The 18,354-nt window shown below is 41.1% G+C and carries 22 protein-coding genes, 2 tRNA genes and 1 riboswitch; of the genes, 17 read left to right on the top strand and 7 right to left on the bottom strand.

The features are described 5' to 3' along the window. Window position 1 precedes the first annotated feature (1 nt). The 6 genes from AC0KVP_RS04145 (at window position 2) to panD (ending at window position 2,753) form a co-directional block, all read left to right on the top strand. A tRNA-Gln gene (locus tag AC0KVP_RS04145) sits at window positions 2-76 on the top strand. A 90-nt stretch (window positions 77-166) separates the two neighbouring features. Continuing rightward, window positions 167-241, top strand: a tRNA-Gln gene (locus AC0KVP_RS04140). A 36-nt stretch (window positions 242-277) separates the two neighbouring features. Next, on the top strand, window positions 278-1,231 hold the full coding sequence (locus AC0KVP_RS04135; RefSeq protein ID WP_004695513.1) for a ribose-phosphate pyrophosphokinase: 954 nt from the start codon (window positions 278-280) through the stop codon (window positions 1,229-1,231). A gap of 101 nt (window positions 1,232-1,332) precedes the next feature. Continuing rightward, window positions 1,333-1,629 (top strand): 50S ribosomal protein L25, encoded by a 297-nt coding sequence (rplY, locus tag AC0KVP_RS04130; RefSeq protein WP_004695511.1) that lies wholly within the window; start codon window positions 1,333-1,335, stop codon window positions 1,627-1,629. 18 nt (window positions 1,630-1,647) lie between these two features. Beyond that, window positions 1,648-2,229, top strand: coding sequence for an aminoacyl-tRNA hydrolase (gene pth / locus AC0KVP_RS04125; protein WP_004695508.1), 582 nt, complete (start codon window positions 1,648-1,650; stop codon window positions 2,227-2,229). Between the two features lie 143 nt (window positions 2,230-2,372). Continuing rightward, on the top strand, window positions 2,373-2,753 hold the full coding sequence (gene panD / locus AC0KVP_RS04120) for an aspartate 1-decarboxylase (RefSeq protein ID WP_004695506.1): 381 nt from the start codon (window positions 2,373-2,375) through the stop codon (window positions 2,751-2,753). A gap of 64 nt (window positions 2,754-2,817) precedes the next feature. On the opposite strand, the gene AC0KVP_RS04115 is transcribed toward panD, so the two are convergent. Continuing rightward, complete coding sequence (locus AC0KVP_RS04115; RefSeq protein WP_473339172.1) at window positions 2,818-3,420, bottom strand: GDYXXLXY domain-containing protein; 603 nt, start codon at window positions 3,418-3,420, stop codon at window positions 2,818-2,820. Next, on the bottom strand, window positions 3,417-5,201 hold the full coding sequence (locus AC0KVP_RS04110; RefSeq protein WP_473339170.1) for a DUF2157 domain-containing protein: 1,785 nt from the start codon (window positions 5,199-5,201) through the stop codon (window positions 3,417-3,419). The genes AC0KVP_RS04115 and AC0KVP_RS04110 overlap by 4 nt, the downstream gene beginning before the upstream one ends. 264 nt (window positions 5,202-5,465) lie before the next feature. Then, window positions 5,466-5,628, top strand: a riboswitch (FMN riboswitch). Window positions 5,629-5,733: 105 nt separating this feature from the next. Between AC0KVP_RS04110 and ribB the strand changes: the two genes are divergently transcribed. After that, entirely contained in the window at window positions 5,734-6,393 is a 660-nt protein-coding gene (gene ribB / locus AC0KVP_RS04105) for a 3,4-dihydroxy-2-butanone-4-phosphate synthase (RefSeq protein ID WP_473339168.1), read from the top strand. Between the two features lie 62 nt (window positions 6,394-6,455). Here the strand turns inward: ribB and AC0KVP_RS04100 are convergent, their stop codons facing one another. Next, entirely contained in the window at window positions 6,456-7,070 is a 615-nt protein-coding gene (locus tag AC0KVP_RS04100) for a LysE family translocator (protein WP_428854099.1), read from the bottom strand. 82 nt (window positions 7,071-7,152) lie between these two features. Next, window positions 7,153-7,638, bottom strand: a complete 486-nt coding sequence (locus AC0KVP_RS04095; protein WP_473339165.1) for a DUF1289 domain-containing protein — start codon at window positions 7,636-7,638, stop codon at window positions 7,153-7,155. A 180-nt stretch (window positions 7,639-7,818) separates the two neighbouring features. Here AC0KVP_RS04095 and trhO point away from each other — a divergent pair, with 180 nt between their 5' ends. The 4 genes from trhO (at window position 7,819) to AC0KVP_RS04075 (ending at window position 10,394) form a co-directional block, all read left to right on the top strand. Continuing rightward, complete coding sequence (gene trhO / locus AC0KVP_RS04090) at window positions 7,819-8,751, top strand: oxygen-dependent tRNA uridine(34) hydroxylase TrhO (protein WP_062033958.1); 933 nt, start codon at window positions 7,819-7,821, stop codon at window positions 8,749-8,751. Between the two features lie 214 nt (window positions 8,752-8,965). After that, window positions 8,966-9,265, top strand: coding sequence for a hypothetical protein (locus AC0KVP_RS04085; RefSeq protein ID WP_039890017.1), 300 nt, complete (start codon window positions 8,966-8,968; stop codon window positions 9,263-9,265). Window positions 9,266-9,343: 78 nt separating this feature from the next. Beyond that, entirely contained in the window at window positions 9,344-9,958 is a 615-nt protein-coding gene (locus AC0KVP_RS04080; RefSeq protein ID WP_473340413.1) for a DedA family protein, read from the top strand. A 22-nt stretch (window positions 9,959-9,980) separates the two neighbouring features. Then, a complete protein-coding gene (locus tag AC0KVP_RS04075) occupies window positions 9,981-10,394 on the top strand; it encodes an ABZJ_00895 family protein (protein ID WP_473339160.1) in 414 nt (137 codons plus the stop codon). Between the two features lie 65 nt (window positions 10,395-10,459). On the opposite strand, the gene AC0KVP_RS04070 is transcribed toward AC0KVP_RS04075, so the two are convergent. After that, a complete protein-coding gene (locus AC0KVP_RS04070) occupies window positions 10,460-11,353 on the bottom strand; it encodes a LysR family transcriptional regulator (RefSeq protein ID WP_279663810.1) in 894 nt (297 codons plus the stop codon). A gap of 104 nt (window positions 11,354-11,457) precedes the next feature. On the opposite strand from AC0KVP_RS04070, the gene AC0KVP_RS04065 reads away from it, so the two are divergent. Further along, window positions 11,458-12,060, top strand: a complete 603-nt coding sequence (locus AC0KVP_RS04065; RefSeq protein ID WP_125273201.1) for a LysE family translocator — start codon at window positions 11,458-11,460, stop codon at window positions 12,058-12,060. A 117-nt stretch (window positions 12,061-12,177) separates the two neighbouring features. On the opposite strand, the gene AC0KVP_RS04060 is transcribed toward AC0KVP_RS04065, so the two are convergent. Continuing rightward, entirely contained in the window at window positions 12,178-12,702 is a 525-nt protein-coding gene (locus AC0KVP_RS04060) for a YecA/YgfB family protein (protein WP_062033954.1), read from the bottom strand. 70 nt (window positions 12,703-12,772) lie between these two features. Beyond that, window positions 12,773-12,982 carry a PA3496 family putative envelope integrity protein gene (locus tag AC0KVP_RS04055; RefSeq protein ID WP_004982817.1) on the bottom strand — a complete coding sequence of 70 codons (210 nt, stop codon included), beginning with the start codon at window positions 12,980-12,982 and terminating at the stop codon, window positions 12,773-12,775. A gap of 433 nt (window positions 12,983-13,415) precedes the next feature. Between AC0KVP_RS04055 and rpoD the strand changes: the two genes are divergently transcribed. The 5 genes from rpoD to AC0KVP_RS04030 all read left to right on the top strand — a co-directional run bounded on the left by rpoD (window position 13,416) and on the right by AC0KVP_RS04030 (window position 18,333). Beyond that, window positions 13,416-15,302, top strand: coding sequence for an RNA polymerase sigma factor RpoD (gene rpoD / locus AC0KVP_RS04050; RefSeq protein ID WP_004695479.1), 1,887 nt, complete (start codon window positions 13,416-13,418; stop codon window positions 15,300-15,302). 122 nt (window positions 15,303-15,424) lie between these two features. Next, on the top strand, window positions 15,425-15,712 hold the full coding sequence (locus tag AC0KVP_RS04045; protein ID WP_010327321.1) for a YbeD family protein: 288 nt from the start codon (window positions 15,425-15,427) through the stop codon (window positions 15,710-15,712). A gap of 163 nt (window positions 15,713-15,875) precedes the next feature. Further along, on the top strand, window positions 15,876-16,535 hold the full coding sequence (gene lipB / locus AC0KVP_RS04040) for a lipoyl(octanoyl) transferase LipB (protein ID WP_411370424.1): 660 nt from the start codon (window positions 15,876-15,878) through the stop codon (window positions 16,533-16,535). A 132-nt stretch (window positions 16,536-16,667) separates the two neighbouring features. Continuing rightward, window positions 16,668-17,147 (top strand): hypothetical protein, encoded by a 480-nt coding sequence (locus AC0KVP_RS04035; protein ID WP_216076700.1) that lies wholly within the window; start codon window positions 16,668-16,670, stop codon window positions 17,145-17,147. 1 nt (window position 17,148) lies between these two features. After that, a complete protein-coding gene (locus AC0KVP_RS04030; protein WP_087526362.1) occupies window positions 17,149-18,333 on the top strand; it encodes an iron-containing alcohol dehydrogenase in 1,185 nt (394 codons plus the stop codon). Window positions 18,334-18,354 lie beyond the last annotated feature (21 nt).

Raw genomic sequence — 18,354 nt, 5'->3', positions numbered from 1 at the left:
TAGGGGTATCGCCAAGTGGTAAGGCACCGGTTTTTGATATCGGCATCCGTTGGTTCGAATCCAGCTACCCCTGCCATTTTCCAAAAAAGACAGAACAACACTTTGCTGTTCTACTGTTAATTTACCTTGACAGAAAGACGCAAAAATATTAAAGTTCTGCCGCATTAGGGGTATCGCCAAGTGGTAAGGCACCGGTTTTTGATATCGGCATCCGTTGGTTCGAATCCAGCTACCCCTGCCATCTAATTCCTAAATTGCCAACCGCCAAGGGTGCTTCATGCCCAATCTTGTCGTTTTTAGTGGATCTGCACATCCACAATTCGCCCAAAAAGTCGTAAGCCACTTGCACATCCCTTTAGGTGCTGCATCTATTGGTCAATTTTCTGACGGTGAAATTGCTGTCGAAATTACTGAAAATGTTCGTGGTAAAGACGTATTTATCGTACAACCTACTTGCGCCCCAACGAATGATAACCTGATGGAAATCCTCGTTATGGCTGATGCTTTGCGTCGTGCAAGTGCTGGTCGTATTACCGCAGTGATTCCTTATTTCGGTTATGCGCGTCAAGACCGTCGTCCTCGTTCATCACGTGTTCCAATTACTGCAAAAGTTGTCGCAGATATGCTGACAACTGTAGGAATTGACCGTGTGGTAATGATCGACCTTCACGCTGACCAAATCCAAGGTTTCTTCGATATCCCTGTAGACAACATCTACGGTACACCAGCGCTTTTAGCTGACCTTCGTCAACAATCACATGATAACCTCATGGTGGTTTCTCCTGACGTTGGCGGTGTTGTTCGTGCACGTGCTGTTGCTAAACAAATGGGCGATATTGACCTTGCTATCATCGACAAACGTCGTCAAAAGGCAAACGAATCACAAGTCATGCACTTGATTGGTGATGTTAAAGGCCGTGACTGCGTCATCGTAGATGACATGGTGGATACTGCAGGTACTTTATGTAAAGCTGCTGATGCATTGAAAACATTTGGTGCGCGCAAAGTAGTTGCTTATGCAACTCACCCTGTTTTATCAGGTAAAGCTATCGAAAACTTGAAAAACTCTGTGATTGATGAATTGGTTGTTACAGACACCATTCCTCTTTCTGAAGAAGCTCAAGCTCTTGGTAAGATTCGCCAAGTTTCAGTTGCGAGTATGGTTGCTGAAACAATTCGTCGTATTAACAACGAAGAATCTATTAGCGCAATGTTTGATTCTTATCTATAATATAGCGCTGAATTTTAAAAGCCCTGCCCAGTGCAGGGCTTTGTCTCACTAGGTCGGTCGCAGATCTAGTTTATTTAAAACTTAAATTAAGGATGTCTATCATGGCAAACTTCGTATTAAACGCTCAAGCGCGTGAAGCAGCTAACCAAGGGAAAGGTGCGAGCCGCCGCCTTCGTCACGCTGCTCAAGTTCCAGCTATCATCTACGGTGGTGCTGCTGAACCTGTAGCTGTTACTTTAGAACTTCGTGAGCTTGTTAAAGCTTTAGAAAACAACGCTTTCTTCGAAGAAGTTGTTGAAATCAAAGTTGGCGACAAAGTTGAAAGCGTTAAAATCAAAGCGTTACAACGTCACCCAGCTAAAAACACGCCTATGCACGCTGACTTCGTTCGCGCATAAGTGTTATTGGTGTAATTAGTGTCAAATATTTCACTGATTGTTGGTTTGGGCAACCCAGGTTCTGAGTATGCCCAAACCCGCCATAATGCAGGCTTTTGGTTTGTTGAACGCCTTGCAGAACAATATGGCATTACGCTTAAAAAAGACCCAAAATTCAATGGAATGAGTGGGCGTGGTAATATCGAAGGTCAAGACGTCCGTCTGCTATTACCCACAACCTTTATGAACCTTGTTGGTAAAAGTGTTGTTCCCTTCGCAAAATTCTACAATATTGCTCCAGAAGCAATACTGATTGCTCACGATGAACTGGATATGAACCCTGGTGTCATTCGCCTAAAAACAGGTGGTGGTCATGGTGGTCATAATGGTTTACGTGACATAGTTCCTCATATCGGTCCAAATTTCCATCGCTTACGCATTGGTATTGGTCACCCCGGTTCAAAAGAACGTGTTTCAGGACATGTCTTAAGCAAAGCACCAAGCAATGAACAAAATTTAATGGATGACGCAATCCATCACGCATTGGCTCGCACTAAAATGCTGGTGAATGGTGAGATTCAGCCTGCCATGAATCAAATCAATGCTTACAAACCAAACTGATAAGTCAAAAAAATGTTGAACCATGCTGCTTGCCATACTGTCATTTTAAAGGCAAAATGCGCTTGCCTGATTGCTTATCCAGCAAGTTCAGATTGATTCAACCATAAGATAACGATCTTAGGTCCACTCAGGAGACGCTAGCCATGCTATCTCGTTTATTAAAAGCAAAAATCCACCGTTGTGTTGTTACCCAAGCTGAACTCCATTATGAAGGTTCATGTGCAATCGATGGTCTTTTATTGGATTTAGCCGGTATCCGCGAATATGAAGAAATTCACATGTGGAACGTGACTAATGGTAAGCGTTTCAGTACCTATGCAATTCGTGGTGAAGAAGGTTCTGGCATCATTTCAGTCAATGGTGGTGCAGCACATCAGGCCGATGTAGGTGATTTAATGATTATTGCTACCTTTGGTGATTTCACAGAAGCTGAAGCAAATGCACATAAACCACGTTTAGTTTATGCAAATCCAGATAACACTGTAAGTCACATGGCAAACTGCATTCCAGTACAAGTGGCTTAAGCCCAATAGATTAAAAAAATCCGCTGCGTGCGGATTTTTTTATGAGCAGAATAATGCAATTGTATCAATTCTGAGCAGCGCGAAACCCGCTCAACCAATCTCGTTTGCTCTCACAGCCTAAATCTTGTAGCTGATCACCTTTCAATGCCATGAGTATCGCATTGCCCTGCTCATCGACTTTAAACTCAGCATATTCTGCCTGCTGATAACAATCCGCTAAACCTTCTGCAAATAAAAAACTTCTCGACGCAGGATAAAGTCCGTTATAGCGATTATTCGGGTTTTGTAAAATCAGTCGAGCTGTACGAACATTTTTCGGCAACTCAAAATAGCTATGTATCACGCGCCTCTGTGAATCGAGTTCAACATAAGTGAGCACCGAAGATTTGTTCTTAATCATTTCATCCAAATAATGACCTGAAAAAATCTGATCTTCTTGATTGCTGTTGGCTTGGCTGGTGCTTTCTGGACTCAAATGCTGAGGCGCAAAATAAAGTTGATAATTCAGCGCCATATAATCACCCTGAATAATCGAACGCGGGTCTACAGGTTGCAAACGCACATACATGGTTTGACTATTGTTTAAGTGCCATTCATTTTTAAAAATTAAGCCTAAAAATACCGCGATGCTGAGTAATGCCAAAACAAGAGGAATCATTTTCTTCATATGCCGAACTCCTCTTTTTGCTTAAATAGCATCAAGCTCAATGTCAGCAAGAGCAATATCAGACCTGACAAGAACATGCTTAAACTTTTAATTAGAAAGGTCACGTCAAGGGAATAATATAAAAACCCTAAAATTAAAGCGAAAGTTGCCAGCGCAAATCCATAGATCACTTTATCTTGTGTTTTTAATGCCCATGAAATGATGGCCAAACAAATAAAAATATCGAAATAACCATAAAAAATCAGCCCTACTGCAAAAGTAGTCAAAATAAAATGCGCAAATAAATGAAACTGCTTTTGAATATGTAAAAAGACAAAAAGTACAAACCATAAAATCGGTAAGCCAAAAGCCAATATCGGAATGTGCTCAATTTTCGCTAATTCGTATTTCCCAAATAAAGTATAAAAACCCATGGAAAATAAAATAATTCCAAGTGCCGAAAGCAATAAACTGCGTTGATATTCAGTTGGCTGTATGAATTTTATGGCCAAAATTCCCAAATAAAAAACATAATTCCAAAGTGCTAGATAAACAAAATTCTCAACAATATTACGCCAACTGAGATGTGCATTGATATCCCAAATACACGCCACACCTGCTGCATATAAACTCCAAATTTGAATAAAGACAAAGAACCAATGTGTTCGCATGAAATAAGCGAGTGCTAGCATCGCCAATTGTAAAAATAGAATAGGAAGAATGTAATTCATTAAATCAACGGTGTGAAAAATCACCGCAATTTGTCCTGCAACCCAGAGACAATAAGCAAATTGTCTTAAAAATAAACTTTGTTTGGCTTTCAACAAGTAAGCCGCCAAAGCCACAAAAACAAGGCCCATAAGCAAAGAGAAATTTCCCCAAAAGGTCAGCATCAACATAGCAAAGACGATGCCCGCAATCCAAGCTCCCACAGCAAGGGGAATAGCATTGAACCGACTATGCGGAATAAATTTAATCAACGTGTAAGTGATGAAAGCAAACCACGCAAAAATAATCAGTGCGATAAAAAATAATTCAAAAATTTCATTCTGACCAAACCACTCCGTTACCGCCTTCACAATGATCAAGGTAAAGCTAATACCTAAGCCAACGGCTGAAAGTACACTACACAACTGATCTTTATTTTGATAATAGTAAGCCAGTGAAATGCCCAACAAGATAAAAGACACGATGAAATAAAGAATGCTTTTATCCGCATAGAGATACATCGCCATATGCCAAATCGAGAGAATGGCAAACCACAGCAAGAATAAATAACGGAGTTTCGAATAATATTTATTGCAGAAATAGAATTGAATCAATGCAAATAAATGAATACTGATTAAAAAGAGATCCGGATATTGATCCCCCCAAAAGGTTTGGATAAAAAACAGAAACAGCGCCAATTGGCTGATAATACATAAAAGGAAAAATACACCGATATTTGGACGATATAACCACGGTAAAAGTAGCACAGACCAAAGTAGAAATAATAAATAGCTGTCAGCACCCGTTTGATAAATTTGACCAATCACAGCCAGACTTAAACCAATCATCAAACCACAGATACTATGTAAACACTGCACTAGAAAATCATGTTTTGTCAGCCACAAACTGCAAACTGCACTGAGGAATAATAACAACTGGGGAATAGCCAGCTGAATATTGTGTGGCAACATAAACCAATTGGCGGCAACCAAATACAACATACTGACCGCAATGAGTGTAAAACCAAAAACTTGAAGATGCTTTATAAAGGATTCAGCACTCCAAGGGTAATCATATTGTTGAATTTTGATCAATTCTAACTCCTCACTCTTATTTTTATCTTGATCATTTCAAACCATTCAAACTATAGAAAAACTTCTTATTCATATTTATGGTTTTTCTCAGATATTCATTTTTGAACATTAAACTCATACTAAGTGAAATCATACACAGAGAGTGTTGGTCTTTAGCAAACCAATAACATAAACACCCCTATAGCAAAATTTGTTCTATGTATAAAACTGATCATTCTAAAACTCCCCCTGTTTTTCTAAATGTTTAGCACTATAATGGAGTTACATCGCTTCAGGGCGGGGTGTAATTCCCCACCGGTGGTAAGTTCAGTTGAATTATTAAAACTGAATCAGCCCACGAGCCAGCCAAGCAGAAATCATCTATTTAGCTCGCAGATTTGGTTTAATTCCAAAGCCGACGGTATAGTCCGGATGAAAGAAGACGACGTGACCAATAGAATCTCAGGTGCAAACCTGTGAGGATTTATTGCTACGCCAATTTTTCAAAGTCCTGAAATGTTCAACCGTACTTCAATTTTACGCGAGCGTTTCAATGTCTAGTTTGATTCAACCCGAAATTTTCTTTTCAGCTCTTTCTCCAGCTGAACAACGTATCCAACAAGCTTTAGAAGATATCCGCCAAGGCAAACCTGTTTTGGTGATGGATGACTTTGACCGTGAAAACGAAGCCGACCTCATTGTGGCTGCCGAAACACTCACAGTCGAAACGATGGCACGCATGATTCGTGATGGTTCTGGCATTGTCTGTTTATGTCTGACCGATGAACTGGCTGATCACTTAGACCTTATGCCTATGGTGTCAGATAACTCAAGTCAGTTTAAAACCGCATTCACGGTGACCATTGAAGCGGCAACTGGCGTGACCACAGGTGTGTCTGCGCAAGATCGTACCACCACAGTCAAAGCAGCAATTAAAGATGGGGCTGTCCCCAGCGACTTAAACCGCCCTGGTCATGTATTCCCTCTTCGTGCACGCCAAGGCGGTGTGCTCACCCGTCGCGGTCATACCGAAGGTACCATCGATTTAGCTCGTTTAGCAGGCTTGAAGCCGGCAGGTGTCTTGTGTGAACTGACCAATGCCGATGGAACTATGGCCTCTGGCATTCAAGTGTTGGCATATGCGCAAACGCATCAGTTGACTGTGATTACCATTGAAGAATTGGTGCAGTATCGCATTAAACACGGAGTCTAATTTTTAAGCTCCTAATCAAAAAGCCTCCATGTTGGAGGCTTTTTGATGCAATACCATCAGCATCAAGCAAAGACAGTATAAATACCATAGAGCGCAATTGTGACCAATATCGCACCACAAACGCCTAACAGCTTATTGTACAAAGCGGACTGCGATAGTTTATTAAAACCCAAATAAACCAAAGACAACGTGCTGAAGTCTAGAATAATCCAGAGAATGGTCAACAGTACAAGGCTGACATCGACATCACTGGTTACCCCAATGAACTGTGGGAAAAATGAAGCAAAGAAAATAATATCCTTCGGATTTGAAATACCCACCAAGAAACCTTGCTTAAAGCCTCCCTGCACCGCCTTTAGTTGCACAGGTGATGTTTCTGTTTCTTGTGCAATGGCTTCTTTTAAAATTTGAAAGCCAAGATAAGCAATATATACGCAGCCTAAAATCTTAATCGCATTTAACCAATGCTCTGCAATGTTTAAAAATCCTTTTAAGATGAGCACAGATAGTACAATAAGAACCAAAGAGGCTAAATTCGTCCCAAAAATGGTTTTTAAGGCTTGTTTATACCCACCTTTTAGACCTGCACTGGCAACCAACAACATCACAGGGCCAGGTGTTGCAATCATGACCACCACAGCCGTACAGTACAACACCAGCTCAAATACATTCACCATCAAAAAAACCCTTTTCCCCAGTCACTCTCGCAAATAGCTTAGGTATGCGAAGTATTCTTTTTCTATATCAAACCAAGAGGACTTATTCGTCCTCTTCCATATGGATGAGATGTTGTCGAATTGCGTCAGCACGTAAAAATGCCAAATCATAACTGGCGGTAGCAAGTGCCAAAACACGGCGTTCAAACTCTTGCCAAATCGGTTTCACTTGCTGCGCTTGAATACCTAAACCACTTTCTTCGGTAAAGTTCTTATTTTTTTCACAGATTTTTAACGCATGATAAAGCTTCCGCCCTTTGGATGCATCGGGACGCAAACGAACGCGTTTAGATAAAACAAAAGCTTCTACCTGCTGCACATCAGCAAAAGGCAACATAGGCACTAAAATTTGATCTAGTTGTGCATCTAAGCGTTGCCACACTGAACGATGCTGCTCCGAAGTGTAGGTGTTCCACTGAATCACTTCATGATTAAAACGACGACAACCACGACACACAGAATCACCAAATACCGTTGAACAACGCCCTGCACATGGGGTCAAAGAGGCAATTCGACGATCTGTACTCAAAACATACTCCTGTTAATAAACGCACCAAAACAAAACGGATTTTGTCTTTGGCAACTGAATATACACGCTCACCTACCACTTGAGAAGCCATTTAAAATGTTTACTTATCTCGCATATTGATTCAATTCCATGTAAAATGTGCGCCTTAAAATTATCTATCAAAATACATTGGAGTACTCCATGAACGCTACTGTAGAACAGCTTGCACCTGTAGAACAGCAAGCGACGACTGGTTGGGTTGTTGCCGCACTTTATCAATTCAAAGAAGTTCAAGATCCTGCTGATCTTCAACAACGTCTTTTAGACTTGGTAAAAACCATCAACCTGTGTGGTACTCTGATTGTAGCGGGCGAAGGCATTAATGGTACAGTTGCAGGAGACCGTGCCGCGATCGATATGATTCATCAATTCCTTCTGAATGAAGGTTTTAACGAAATGGAATATAAAGAGTCTGACAGTGCAGACAAACCATTTCGTAAAATGAAGATCAAACTTAAAAAAGAGATCGTGACTTTAGGCGTTGAAGTAAAGCCACGTGATTTAGTCGGTCACTATCTTGATCCAAAAGAATGGAATGACCTGATTGCTCGTGACGATGTCATTTTGATTGATACCCGTAATGACTATGAATACAAAGCTGGAACATTTAAGGGTGCTATTGACCCAAAAACAGAAAGTTTCCGCGAATTTCCAGAATACGTTAAACAAAACCTCGAACAGCACAAAGATAAAAAAATTGCGATGTTCTGTACAGGCGGTATCCGCTGTGAAAAATCGACTTCTCTTCTCCTTCAAGAAGGTTTCAACGAGGTTTATCACTTAAAAGGCGGCATCTTAAAGTACTTGGAAGAAACTCCTGCTGAACAAAGTATGTGGGAAGGTGAATGTTTCGTTTTTGATGGCCGTACTGCGGTCACTCATGGTGTTGAAGAAGGCCTTAACATTAAGTGTCATGCTTGTGGTTGGCCACTTCTTCCAGCTGAAGCAGAAGAACCGAGCTACGAACATGGTGTGTCATGCAAATACTGTATCGACAACACCTCAGAAAAACAAAAAGAAGGCTTCCGTATGCGCCAGTCACAGATTGCTGCGGCTAAACGTAAACGCCTTTAAAATCATTCAGATTATTTAAGTCAAGAATAAGCCCTCAAATGAGGGCTTATTCTTTTATGCAGTTCGCATTTTTTAAAAAAATTTAACAATTTTGTCACAACATTGAACTCAATCTGAGTCATACTGTATAAATAATAAGCTAAAGTGGTGTCCTAAAGGTCTCCACATAACAATAAAAATGACATGCCTAAACGACGAAAATAGGATGATTGCCATGCATAAAATAATCATGCCACGCCATCGCACACTGATTCGCAATGCCGCAGCAAACCGGATCGAGCAATATCACAATACCAGCTTCAACCAAATCAAAGCCAAGCTTGAACAACGCACGCATTTGTTTATCGTGGTTTTAGGCATGTTGATCGGTTCAAGTATCGCGCTCGGCATTGGTTACCATTTAAGCTCAAATCTTTTAAATTATACGTTGCTTAGTTTAATCCCGATTGCGCTGGCCTATAGCTTACGTAAAGTCTATATTCACACGCTGACCCACACTCGTTTCGACGAATAGAAAACAATACATTTCAATTCTTTACCCACATGCGATAAGTCCTTAAGATAACTTATCGCATTTATTTTTATGGTCTATATGAACCTCACTGCATGGATCATCTCCGTCATGGAACAACTGGGTTATTGGGGAATAGCCTTACTCATGTTTCTTGATAATGTTTTTCCGCCCATTCCTTCTGAAATTATCATGCCTTCGGCAGGTTATGCCGCATCACAAGGCGAGTTGGTTTTAATTGGGGTCATTATTGCAGGATGTATTGGTTCACTCTTTGCCGCGGCAGTGCTGTATTGGATCGGCTATCAATTTAAACAAGAACATATTTTCAGATGGGTCGACCGCTATGGTAAATATCTGTTTATCAAATCCGCCGATGTGAAAAAATCCTTAGATTGGTTTGAGCAGTATGGTCACCGTATTGTATTTTTTGGTCGTATGATTCCTGCAGTGCGTTCACTGATTAGCATCCCTGCGGGGATGAGCCGTATGCCCTTTTGGAAGTTCATGTTTTATAGTGGACTCGGTACAATTATCTGGACAACATTTTTAGCAACAGTCGGCTATTACTTTGGTGAAAACCAAGCACTGATGCATCAAATTTTTAGCAAAGTCGGTTATGTCATTATTGCCATTGTCGCTGTGATTATCTTTTGGTTTTTATATCGCAGACATTTGCGTAAAACACGCGGCTAATTTATTTATTTTGGGGAAATACATGAAACACTATTTACTGCATTTTGCTGCGGTATATAGCATTGCTTTGGTGCTGTTAATCACCGTACTGGTCTTTGGTTTAAACCTTAGCGGTTTAGCCTTAATTCCGACCTTAGTGGCTTGTGCACTAATTAGTGTCGGACACTTTGTGAAGAAGGAACAGCGTGTTCCAAGCAATCATGAAAAAATTCAACTGGTTTGGGGTTCAAGTGCAGTCGCAATTATCGTTGGTAGTTTCTTTGTGCTGTTTTTAGTACTGATGAATCCCAATGCTGAAGCGATTATGAAATCCGTCGATAATGCCGGCATTGGACTCACCGCTGTCGTTATGCTGTGTATGGTCGCGATTCATGGTGCTATTTTTCATATTGCCTATGGTTGGTACGCAGACTATTGTTTTAAAAAGTTGCCATAAAAAAAGCACCTCGTTTGAGGTGTTTTTTTTATGCTTGATAGATAACAATCAAATGCCGCACGTCATTAGTGCTTTTGAGCGGAAAGTGCCATTAACTTTGTTTGGCTGGCTCTCATTTCTTCAATCAACCAACCTTTAAAAATGACTTTATGCTGATCATCCTCAAAAGGAGATGCGGAAAGTAAATAATAAGTGGAGCCGTCTTGCACAATCGGGGTAAGCATATCTAACATTTGAAAATCGAGCTCTTTTTCAACCATATAGGCTGACACCACTGTTGCCCCCAACCCTGCTAAAGATGCCTCTATACACAAATAAAAATGTTCCAATGCTACTTTTTGAAAGTGCTTAAACTGCGTTTTATATGCATCCTTAAATTGTGTCCAAATTTTAGGTCTCGAACTGGAAATATACAGCTGAGACATCGGGGCTAAATGATTATGACGCGACACACCAACCATATACTCATCCGCCATTTTTTCACTATAAATGGCCTTGCCCCACTCAAAATCATTACGCCTTAAGGCCAAGTCGATGTTTTGCGCTTTAAAATCCGCTTCTCCACCCGCTGTTAACAAACTGATATCAATCTCAGGATAACGTAGCTTAAATTGAACCAAGCGCGGAATCAGCCATTTCATGGCGATGGTCGGCTCACAGGATAAGATTAAGGTCTTCTTCTCATTCTTCTTTTCTTTTGCCATCTGTACGAGACACTGGTCAATCTGAGGAAACACCTGCTCACAACAATCAAACAGTGTTAGACCATCCCCCGTCAGTTGTAACTTTTTGCCGTCACGAATAAATAAACGATGCCCCAGTGCCTCTTCTAAGTTTTTTAACTGCTTACTGACCGCACCTTGAGTCACAAAAAGTTTTTCAGCAGCGATGGTGACACTGTCATAGAGGGCGACATAATAAAAAAACTTAAGAGAATTCAGTGATAAGCGCTCAATCATTCCAAAAACTCATCGATAGGAAAGAATTAAAATCGATTTTCACTATAGCAAATATATGAAAAATATATAAATCCTTTTAATTCAACCTGAACAAGGATCAATGAGTGAATGAAATTATAGCGATTGCAATCATCATCCTACTTGCAGTCATCAGTCCTGGTGCTGACTTCGCTTTGGTCAGCCGAAATAGTTATCTATATGGGCGTAAACAAGGGATCTATACCGCATATGGTATTGCTTGTGCTGTATGGATACATATCAGCTATAGCGTACTGGGGCTCAGTTTCTTAAAGCACTACATTCCGAACCTATTGCATATCATTCAATATATTGGCGCGCTGTACCTGATGTATATCGGGTACAAAACATTTACCCAACAGCAAATTAGTGACCATGCCACTCATACTTTACTGCATCCACGGCAAGCATTTATACAAGGCTTTCTAGGCAACAGCTTAAATCCCAAAACTACGCTATTTGTGATGAGCATCTTTGCACAGTTGTTGCGAGGCAATCATGGTCTGATGCATTTAATCGGTTATGGCATGTTTATCTCGGCCAGTCATCTGCTGTGGTTTTTGCTCATTTCACTATTCTGCTCTACCCCAGTGATCCGAAATAAAATTTTACGCAAACAAGTGAGCATTAACCGTGTCATCGGTACCGTACTCGCAACTTTAGGACTTTGCTTATTTCTCACAAACTAAGCATGAGTGATACCTGTGTTTAAACACTAAAATTTGGGCATAAAAAAACGTCCTCTAGGGACGTTTTTTTATTTGCTTGCTAATGCCTGCATTGCTGATGTCACGACGCAAGAACAATTATGCTGGCGTATGATACATGAGATAAAGTTCGTTTAAGTTCTCTGGAATTTCTTCTGCAAGCTCATCCATTAACTGACCGTTACGACGGAAAGTCTCCATTTGCGGATCTTCTTCATCAATCCCACTAAATACCATAATTGGTAAAGTAAGATCGACCAGTTGCTCTTCAAACTCAGGCGTGAACCATGCATCTTCATTGAGGAACATTGCATCCACAAAACCAACGCTCCAATCCCCCAGACTTGACTCAACATCGGCCTCTTCAATTTCAAAAGGAAATTCAATCCCTTCTTCATTGGCAAGGTTTTGACGAATAGACTCAAGCCAAGCTTTCACTTGTAAGATGATCTCGGCAGGCACTTTCTTTTGATTATTATCAAAAAGTTCATCCAACCATTTTGCAAAAGTAGGACCAACTGCAATTGCACACAAAAAACCATGAGTCGCTGCAAAATCTAGACCATACTCATTTTGGTCACCATCTAGATATTCACTCAATAAGTCTAAATCTAAAGCACTCATTTCAAATCCAAATTCAGAAACTGATTAGGGCATTAGCATAGCATTTTCAGACACGATGCTACATCTGATTTTAGTCTTCTTCGTCGTCAAAATCGTCGTCATCGTCGATGTCGTAATCAAAATCTTTAAGCTCACGTTCCAAACGGCGCTGTGCAAGAAGGTCATCAATCAGGCGACGTTTTTCTAATGATTCTTTCGCACTAATTTTACTTGATGACTCATCAAAATTAACATCATCATCAGCGTAGTTATCATCTAGTTCAAAATCTGTAGAAGACACTAAAACTACCTCATAGTGAAAAAATGTGAAGGGTCTTAGCCGCTATTTATATGGGTTCCAGAACCTTGTCAAGTTTTATTTGCATTTAGAGCAATTAATTTGATTTTTAGTCTTTATTTCTAACCAATTTTTATGGCATGATATAATCCACCCTGCGTCTTTGTAGTTTACGACTTTAAATGGTCACATAAAATCCAAATTGTTCAGATTTCAAATTTGGGTTTTGAACTTGAGCACGCTCGGGATGAACTTGAAAACAACAAATTCACCCCCATCTAAATCACTGAATTTATATTTTTAATATTTTATCAGGCAGCTTTTGGCTGACTATCCCTGATGGAATACGCAGTTATTTACAAATAAGTTTATGAAGCGAATTGTGCCTAGACGCACAGTTTTCCACTGCCACAGATTCAACGAAGAGTAAGCAAAGATGAGCGATATGACTTCCCCTACTTCACAAGTAGCGGCTCTGATTAGCCGAGGCAAAGAGCAAGGTTACCTAACTTACGCTGAGGTTAACGATCATCTCCCAGACTCGATCACTGAAAGCGAACAGATTGAAGACATTATTCAAATGCTTCAAGATGTCGGTATTCCTGTGCACGAACGTGCGCCTGAATCTGATGATGCAATGTTTGAAGGTGGTAATGAAGCTGCCGATGAAGTTGCTGAAGAAGAAGCCGCTGCTGTTCTTGCCTCTGTAGAAAATGAGCCTGGTCGTACCACTGACCCTGTCCGCATGTATATGCGTGAAATGGGTACTGTTGAACTGTTGACGCGCGAAGGCGAAATCAGTATTGCAAAACGTATTGAAGAAGGGATTCGTGACGTTCTTCACTCGATTGCTTACTGGCCAAATGCGGTTGAAGTGGTATTACAAGAATACAAAGATTATGAAGCAGGCGAACGTCGCCTTGCGGACATCCTTTCAGGTTATTTAGACCCTGAAACTGATGAAGCGATTCCCGAAGTCCTTGAAGAAGAGGCTGAAATTGATGAAGAAGATGATTCTTCAACCAAGTCTACCAAAGATGTGAAATTGGATGATGACGAGGAAGAAGAAGAGTCTGAAAGTGATGATGATTCTGAAGGTGAATCTGGCCCAGATCCTGAAATTGCCAAAGCGCGTTTTGACGAACTGACTGCGGCTTGGAAAAACACCCGAACCATCATCGAGAAACATGGTCGTTCAAGCAAAGAAGCAGAAGACGCTTTAGAGTCACTTGCAACTGTGTTTATGATGTTCAAATTTACACCACGTTTATTTGACATCATTTCAGAAATGATTCGTGGTACACATGAACAAATCCGTACCTCTGAACGTGAAGTAATGCGCTATGCAGTACGTCGTGGTCGTATGGATCGTACTCAATTCCGTACCTCTTTCCCAGGTCAAGAGTCCAACTTTGCTTGGTTAGATGAACAAATTGCGAAAGCTTCGCCAGACCAAAAAGGCTATCTTGAAAAAGTACGCCCTGACGTTTTAGCGTTCCAACAAAAAATTGCAGACATTGAAAAAGATTTGGACCTTGATGTTAAAGGCATCAAAGAGATTTCAAAACGTATGGCTGTAGGCGAAGCGAAAGCACGCCGCGCGAAAAAAGAAATGGTTGAAGCGAACTTACGTTTGGTCATTTCGATTGCGAAAAAATACACCAACCGTGGCTTACAATTCTTGGACTTGATCCAAGAAGGTAACATTGGTTTGATGAAAGCGGTAGACAAGTTTGAATACCGTCGTGGTTATAAGTTCTCAACTTATGCAACGTGGTGGATTCGTCAGGCCATTACTCGTTCGATTGCCGACCAAGCACGTACCATTCGTATTCCAGTACACATGATCGAAACCATTAACAAGATCAACCGTGTATCTCGTCAACTTCTTCAAGAAATGGGCCGTGAACCAACACCTGAAGAACTCGGCGAACGTTTGGAAATGGATGAAGTTAAAGTACGTAAAGTGCTGAAAATCGCCAAAGAACCAATTTCGATGGAAACACCGATTGGTGATGATGAAGATTCGCATTTGGGTGACTTCATTGAAGACAGCAACATCACGTCACCTGTCGATGCTGCAACGTCTGAAGGCTTAAAAGAAGCAACGCGTGAAGTGCTTGAAAACTTGACTGAACGTGAAGCGAAAGTCTTGAAAATGCGTTTTGGTATCGACATGCCAACGGACCATACTTTAGAAGAAGTAGGTAAACAGTTTGACGTGACGCGCGAACGTATTCGTCAGATCGAAGCGAAAGCACTGCGTAAATTACGTCACCCTTCTCGTTCTGAACACTTACGTTCATTCCTAGAAAACGACTAATTGATACCGATACACTGGAGACTTGAAATTTAATCTCGAGTCTCCATTAAGTATTTAAGAGCAACACCTAACGCCTGCAGTTTCGCAGGCGTTTGAAATAAGGGGGACTGACGCTCATGACTATGTTAGACCGTACACCATCACGTGAATTACAAGAACATCTTTGGGTATTTCCTATGGACTACCCGATCAAACTCATTGGCTTTGCCAGCACTGAGTTACATGTTGCAGTGGTTGAAATTCTAGTCAAACATTTTCCAGAGTTTGATGGTGAATCTATCCAAGTCCAGCCATCACGCACAGGTAAATACCATTCTTTAACTGCTCAATTGCGTTTTGAAGAATTAGAACAAGTTCATCAACTGTATGCAGACCTTGCGGCTTGTCCGTTAATTAAAACGGCGCTGTAATTCAAATGATGTATCAATGAGACACGCTTACGAGCGTGTTTTTTTTGTGCCTAGATTCTTAATCTATTGAATTCAGCTTATTCACTGAAGAAATCCCCCTACGCTATAGATCTTTTCTTTATAATTTCAGACATACTTTTTGTTTTATAAGGACGCAAGTGCCGTGTCAGATGCCGTTCTCAAACCACAACTCATTATTCGCCAGTTTGATAGCTTAACTTCATATGCTGACCGCTTTGTAGAAATGAAAGCACTGACTGAACAACGAGATGCAGACACACCAGATGAACTTTGGATTTTGCAACATCATGACGTGCTCACCCAAGGTCAAGCTGGAAAACCTGAACACATCCTCATGAGCAGCAATATTCCTGTGGTACAAACGGATCGCGGAGGGCAAGTCACTTGGCATGGTCCCGGGCAGTTGGTTGCCTATTTTATGTTTGACCTCAACCGTCTTGGCTGGAACGTCCGCACCTTGGTGTCTTATGCTGAAAATCTGATGATTGAGTTACTCAAAAAATATGAGATTGAAGCCTATGCCAAACCTGATGCACCCGGCGTATATGTCGATGGACGCAAGATTGGCTCATTGGGTTTTAAAATTCGTAAAGGCCGCAGTTATCATGGTTTATCCTTAAATATTGACTGTGACTTATTTGGGTTTCACACCATTAATCCATGTGGCTATGCGGGCTTAGAAATGGTGCGAATCTCAGACCTCAGACCAGACTACCCGCGCTTTGAAAACTTATGTGCCGATATTATTGAAACTTTACAGCACAGCGGTTACTTTAAAGAAGTTCAAGTACAGCATATATAAAGGCTTTGCTTTTCATGGAAAAATAAATTAGAGTATTTACTCTAAACTAATAATTATTTTTAGAAAGGACAACAGCGAGTGATTAACGTAAATTCAGTGAAACCCGCTCTGCAATTGACCTATGTCAAACTTATGATGGATGTGATTGGCCGAGGATTGGTCATGGCCAGCCAAGTCGATAGTGAAATTCAGCAAGAAGTTGCCAAATTTCCAGCCAATTTCACCTTATCGATGAATGTCTTTCCAAACGGCCCGGCTTTTTTAGCCAAAGTGACCGAAAACCATCAACTCGAATTACTTACTCCGGGAAGTTTAAAGGCAGATTTAACCATCACTTTTAAACATTTAAGCCATGCCTTTTTGGTGTTTTCATTTCAAGAAAGTACAGCACAAGCTTTTGCACACGACCGTATGATTGCAGATGGCGATATTTCGTATGCGATTCGCCTCGTCCGCTGTCTGAATAAAATGGAATCGTTGATTTTACCGAAAATGGTCGCTGAACTTGCCGTCAAAGAATACCCAACTGAATTGGGCTTAAAAGAAAAACTCACTGGTGCTGCAAATATTTATCTCAAAGTAGCCCAATCATATTTAAAACGGAGTGCATAACATGGCGAAGCCTTATTACGAATTTTTCTGTCCTGTAAAAGTGATCGCTGGTCATGCTGCTTTAGAACACATTCCGTTTGAACTGGCAACATTAGGCGCAACCCGACCTTTAATCATTACCGACAAAGGTGTACGTGCCAATAACTTACTTGCACCCATTGAAGCGGCTTTTGAGTCTACCGATGCGGTGATTGGCGCAATTTTTGATGATGTTCCACCCGATTCAAGCTTAGAGACGGTGCGTAAAGCGGCCAATTTATATCGTGAACACCAGTGCGATGCCATTATCGCGGTCGGTGGCGGATCGGTGATTGATACCTCAAAAGCCACCAATATTTTGGTGTCTGAAGGTGGTGATGACTTACTGAAATACTCTGGGGCACACAACCTACCTAAACCACTCAAACCCTTTTTTGTGATCCCAACCACATCAGGTACAGGGTCTGAAGTCACCATGGTTGCGGTGGTGTCTGATCCAGAGAAAAATGTCAAACTGCCATTCGCATCGTACTATTTAATGCCGCATGCTGCGATTCTCGATCCACGTATGACCCAAACCCTGCCACCGCACTTAACTGCGATGACCGCAATGGATGCCATGACCCATGCCGTCGAAGCCTATACATGCATGGCACACAATCCGATTTCAGATGCCTATGCTACGGCAGCAATTAAAAAAGTCAGCAATCATTTGTTTAATGTGCTGGATAATCCAAGCGATGCCAACGGCCGCTTAGAATTGGCTCAAGCTTCAACCATGGCTGGCATTGCATTTTCAAACTCGATGGTGGGCCTTGTACACTCACTTGGACATGCCTTAGGTGCAGTTGCACACTTGCCGCATGGACTATGCATGAACCTGTTCCTCCCTTATGTCCTTGAATTTAACAAGGAAGTGAATGGCGACAAAATTGCAGATCTCTTGTTACCGCTTGCAGGGCCAGACATTTATGCGCAGACTCCTGCTCACTTACGTGCAGACAAAGCCATCAGTACATTACTCACGATGCGTGATCGCTTATTTACCCTAACCAAGTTACCCCGTACCTTGAGTGAAACAGGAAAAGTGACCTTAGAACAACTCGATGAGGTGGCAGAAAAGGCCCTCAACGATGGTTCAATCATTTACAACCCGAAAGAAGCAAGCTTAAAAGATTTAAAAGCAATTTTAGAAAAAGCTTGGTAATTCATAAAAAATCAGCCAATA

This window comes from Acinetobacter sp. DL27 (genome assembly GCF_055810995.1).
Note: the sequence above shows the minus strand (reverse complement) of the source record. Positions and strands in the feature narration are given on the sequence as shown.

Coding starts and splice junctions, on each gene's coding strand:
- AC0KVP_RS04135 (WP_004695513.1), top strand. CDS start 278: ATGCCCAATCTTGTCGTTTTTAGTGGATCTGCACATCCACAATTCGCC.
- rplY (WP_004695511.1), top strand. CDS start 1,333: ATGGCAAACTTCGTATTAAACGCTCAAGCGCGTGAAGCAGCTAACCAA.
- panD (WP_004695506.1), top strand. CDS start 2,373: ATGCTATCTCGTTTATTAAAAGCAAAAATCCACCGTTGTGTTGTTACC.
- AC0KVP_RS04115 (WP_473339172.1), bottom strand. CDS start 3,420: ATGAAGAAAATGATTCCTCTTGTTTTGGCATTACTCAGCATCGCGGTA.
- ribB (WP_473339168.1), top strand. CDS start 5,734: ATGTCTAGTTTGATTCAACCCGAAATTTTCTTTTCAGCTCTTTCTCCA.
- AC0KVP_RS04100 (WP_428854099.1), bottom strand. CDS start 7,070: ATGGTGAATGTATTTGAGCTGGTGTTGTACTGTACGGCTGTGGTGGTC.
- trhO (WP_062033958.1), top strand. CDS start 7,819: ATGAACGCTACTGTAGAACAGCTTGCACCTGTAGAACAGCAAGCGACG.
- AC0KVP_RS04085 (WP_039890017.1), top strand. CDS start 8,966: ATGCATAAAATAATCATGCCACGCCATCGCACACTGATTCGCAATGCC.
- AC0KVP_RS04080 (WP_473340413.1), top strand. CDS start 9,344: ATGAACCTCACTGCATGGATCATCTCCGTCATGGAACAACTGGGTTAT.
- AC0KVP_RS04075 (WP_473339160.1), top strand. CDS start 9,981: ATGAAACACTATTTACTGCATTTTGCTGCGGTATATAGCATTGCTTTG.
- AC0KVP_RS04070 (WP_279663810.1), bottom strand. CDS start 11,353: ATGATTGAGCGCTTATCACTGAATTCTCTTAAGTTTTTTTATTATGTC.
- AC0KVP_RS04060 (WP_062033954.1), bottom strand. CDS start 12,702: ATGAGTGCTTTAGATTTAGACTTATTGAGTGAATATCTAGATGGTGAC.
- rpoD (WP_004695479.1), top strand. CDS start 13,416: ATGAGCGATATGACTTCCCCTACTTCACAAGTAGCGGCTCTGATTAGC.
- AC0KVP_RS04045 (WP_010327321.1), top strand. CDS start 15,425: ATGTTAGACCGTACACCATCACGTGAATTACAAGAACATCTTTGGGTA.
- AC0KVP_RS04035 (WP_216076700.1), top strand. CDS start 16,668: ATGATGGATGTGATTGGCCGAGGATTGGTCATGGCCAGCCAAGTCGAT.
- AC0KVP_RS04030 (WP_087526362.1), top strand. CDS start 17,149: ATGGCGAAGCCTTATTACGAATTTTTCTGTCCTGTAAAAGTGATCGCT.